This is a genomic window from Longimicrobiaceae bacterium, assembly GCA_035936415.1.
GTDB lineage: Bacteria > Gemmatimonadota > Gemmatimonadetes > Longimicrobiales > Longimicrobiaceae > JAFAYN01.
In genome coordinates this window covers 1-3,447 of sequence record DASYWD010000272.1, presented here as the reverse complement: position 1 = coordinate 3,447, position 3,447 = coordinate 1, and the positions used below count along the sequence as shown (strand labels likewise).

Genomic DNA, 3,447 nt, shown 5'->3' with positions numbered 1-3,447 from the left:
CGCTTAGGGCGCGCGGCTCTCTCACGTCTCTTGACCTTTGGCGTCGCTGCTTACCTACTTTGGAGCGGTTGCGGAGCTGTCAGCAACTGCTATCGGGGCGATGACGGTCGAGTCTCCCACCGTCATTCCCGAGCCAAAGGTTCCACCGCTGAGCCGAGGAGCTGAGGGCGCACTCCGCAAACCGTCGGTACCAGATGGTGCCTCGGGTGCTGTTGCATCACTGCAAGCGGCGAGGGCGACCAGGGCGAGGGCGGCCAGGGGCAGGCGAACCAGTCTCATCGCGAATCCTTTGGAGATGGGGGGACACCGTGATCAGTCAGGTGGGGGTCAGCCTTCAATTTGGTACAATTCGCCCCTCCTGCCAACACGTGTCCGTGTAACAATCACATAAAAGCAGACACTCATGCAATCCGTATCACGAGTCCTCCTGGTCCTCCATCCCGATGAAGCATTCCGGGATCGTGTCCACAAGGTGGGCACGGCGCACTTCCGCTGCTGGTCGGTGGCCAACTGGGACGCCCTCCGGGACGCCATCCGCGATGCGCCGCCCGCGGCGATCGTGGTGCTGGATCCGTACATGGAGATGCCGAACCGCCGCGAGCCGTCCCCGAAGCTCCGCAGCCTGCTGTGGGAGTTCCCCTCGGTGACGGTGATCGCCGCGATGTCGCTCAAGTCCGGACGCTTCCGCGATTTCCACGTCCTGGGCGAGTGGGGCGTCACGGAGCTGATCGACATCGACGAGGAGAACACGCTGGAAGCCGTCGAGAGGCGGCTCAGCGCGGCGTACGGCACCCCGGTCCAGCGGCTGCTGGACCGCTCGCTCCCGCCGTACGTCTCGGGCCGCGCCCGCTCGATCCTGGCCTCCGCCGCGGAGGTCGCCGCAGCCGGGGGCCAGGGGCGGGACCTCGCCCGATCGCTGCAGCTCTCGGAGCGGACGCTGCTGCGCTGGTGCGAGCGCACCGACCTCCCGCCGCCACGTCGCGTGATGGCCTGGATGCGCATCCTCTTCGCGGCCGACCTCCTGGACGACCCGGGACGGACGGTGCTGAGCGTCGCGCACGCATGCGGCTACGTGTCCGACAGCAGCCTCCGCCGGGCGATGCAGGACTTCCTGGGGATTCCGCCCACCGCGCTCCGCGAGCAGGGGGCGTTCGCCACCGCGTCGCGGATGATGGTGAAGGAGCTGTTCGAGCTGCGGCGGAAGGGCCGCGAGGCCCGCGGCGCGAAGCTGGCGCGCGCGAGCTGAGCGGCGGTCCGGCTCCGGCGAGTCCCGACGGAGAGCGCGCCCGCCCCCCACCCCGGGAGCGGGCGCGCGCCGTTACGGGAGCCCCGCACGCTGCGGCGAGGAGCCTCGTCAGCCCCCCGCCGCGAGCCATGCCGCACGAACGGCGCGAGAGGAGCGCACGCAGGCAGCCGGCGCGTTGCGGGAGCCCCGGCCCGGTGGTAGCTTCCGGGCTCCACCCCCACCGCACGTGCCCTGCGTGCCGCAACGCGCTTCCCCATACTTCCCGTGGCCCCCGACACCTCCGATACCCTGCACTGGGTGTGCGCGCTGCTGGACTCGCTCGCGGTGGGGGTGCTCCTCCTGGACGCGGAGGGGACGGTGCGCTACGCCAGCTCCGCCGGGCGTGCGCTCTCCGACCGGAGCGAGGCGGAGCTCTTGGGGCGCGACCTCTTCCGCGAGATCGCCCCCGCCCTGGAGGGCGAGGGGATCGGCGAGCATTACCGCGCGGCTGTCGTGGGAGACGGGGTGGAGCTGGAGACGGAGGTGCTGCTCACCGGCCCGCGCGGGAAGCGCTGGGCGCGGCTGGTGATCCGCTCCCGCCGCTGGGAGGGCGAGCCGTGGGGCGTGGTGGTGGTGGAGGACCGCACCGAGCTGGTCATGGAGCGGGAGCGCCGGAAGCATGCGGAGCGCCTGGCGGCGGTGGGGGAGCTGGCGGCGGGTGTGGCGCACGAGGTGAACAACCCGCTGGCCTCCATCAAGAGCTTCGCGCAGCTCCTGGCGCGCGAGGCCGCCGGACCCGCGCAGCGGGAGGCGCTGGAGATCATCATCGAGGAGAGCACCCGCATCGCCGGGGTCGTCGGCGACCTGCTGAGCTTCGCGCGCCAGCACGGCGCGGGCGGACGCGAGCCGGTGAACCTCAGCTCGGTGGCCGGGCGGGTGCTCGGCATGCAGCGGTACGCCCTGGAGGCAGCGGGGATCGAGGTCCGGCGCGACTTCGACACCTCGCTTTCCCCGGTGATGGGCGAGCCGGGCGCGCTGCACCAGGTAGTCCTCAACCTGGTGGTGAACGCGCAGCAGGCGCTGGCCTCCCGGCCCGGGCCGCGCCTCCTGATCGTCCGCACGCGCGAGTCCACGGAAGGGGTGGTCCTTTCCGTGGTGGACAACGGCCCCGGCATCCGGCGCGACGAGCTGAAGCACATCTTCGACCCGTACCACACCACGAAGGCGGCGGGAACGGGAATGGGGCTGGGGATCTCCGCCGGGATCGTCCGCGACCACGGCGGCCAGCTCTGGGCGGAGAGCGACGAGGGACGCGGCACCGCCTTCTTCCTGCAGCTCTCCCGGCCGGACACGCTCTCCCCCCGCCCCCGCACAGCCCGGAACGCGCCCGCGCCGGAGTCCGCCGCGCGCAGGCGGCTGCGGGTGCTCGTGGCCGACGACGAGCCGAACCTGCGCATGGCGGTCTCGCTGTTCCTGGCGCGCCGCGGCCATGAGGTGACGCAGGCGGAGGACGCCTACGCGGCGGTGCGGCTGGCGCGCGAGAACCCGTTCGACGTGGCCCTCGTCGACGTGCGGATGCCGGGGGACGGGCTGGACCTGCTGGAGAAGCTGGAGGCCATGCCGGCGCTCCGGGGACGGACGGCGCTGATGACGGGCGACATCGGGCGCGCGCGCACGACCCAGGGGATCACGACCGGGCGCCCCTGCCTCACCAAGCCGTTCGACCTGGAAGAGATGGCGCACCTGGTGGAGAAGCTGGGGGCCTGACCGGTGGACGCGGGCGCGGGGTTGCCGGACGGGGTGTGGCTGGACGCCTCCGACGGGGTGCTGGCGGGGATCCACCATGCCCTGAACAACCGTCTGGCGGCGGTGAGCGCGCTGGTGCAGCTCGGGGCCGCGGGCGGGGGGCGGGGGCCGGATCTGGACCGCGCGCTCCGCGACGAGCTGGAGCGCTTCGGCGCAGCCCTGCGGCTGCTGGCGTTCCTCCCCCGCCGCCCCGACGAGGCACCCACCCCGCTGCGGCTGGAGGAGGTGCTCCCGGACGCGCTCGCGCTGGCACGACAGCACCGCGACGTGCGCGACGTGGAGTTCGCGGCGGAGTCCGCGCCCGGGCTGCTCCCCGTGTTCTGCCGCGAGACCGCGCTGATGCACGCGCTGATCACGCTGCTGGTCCGCGCCGGGATCGCCGCGCGCGGCGGCGGGCGCGTACGCGTGCGCTGCTC

At 72.6% G+C, this 3,447-nt stretch carries 3 protein-coding genes; all 3 read left to right on the top strand.

What is annotated here, in order from left to right:
• Positions 1-403: 403 nt before the first annotated feature.
• Positions 404-1,246, top strand: coding sequence for a helix-turn-helix domain-containing protein (locus VGR37_11100; protein ID HEV2147940.1), 843 nt, complete (start codon positions 404-406; stop codon positions 1,244-1,246).
• Positions 1,247-1,510: 264 nt separating this feature from the next.
• Positions 1,511-2,992 (top strand): ATP-binding protein, encoded by a 1,482-nt coding sequence (locus VGR37_11095; protein ID HEV2147939.1) that lies wholly within the window; start codon positions 1,511-1,513, stop codon positions 2,990-2,992.
• Positions 2,993-3,025: 33 nt separating this feature from the next.
• On the top strand, positions 3,026-3,447 hold a 422-nt coding region (locus tag VGR37_11090), incomplete at its 3' end, for a hypothetical protein (GenBank protein ID HEV2147938.1).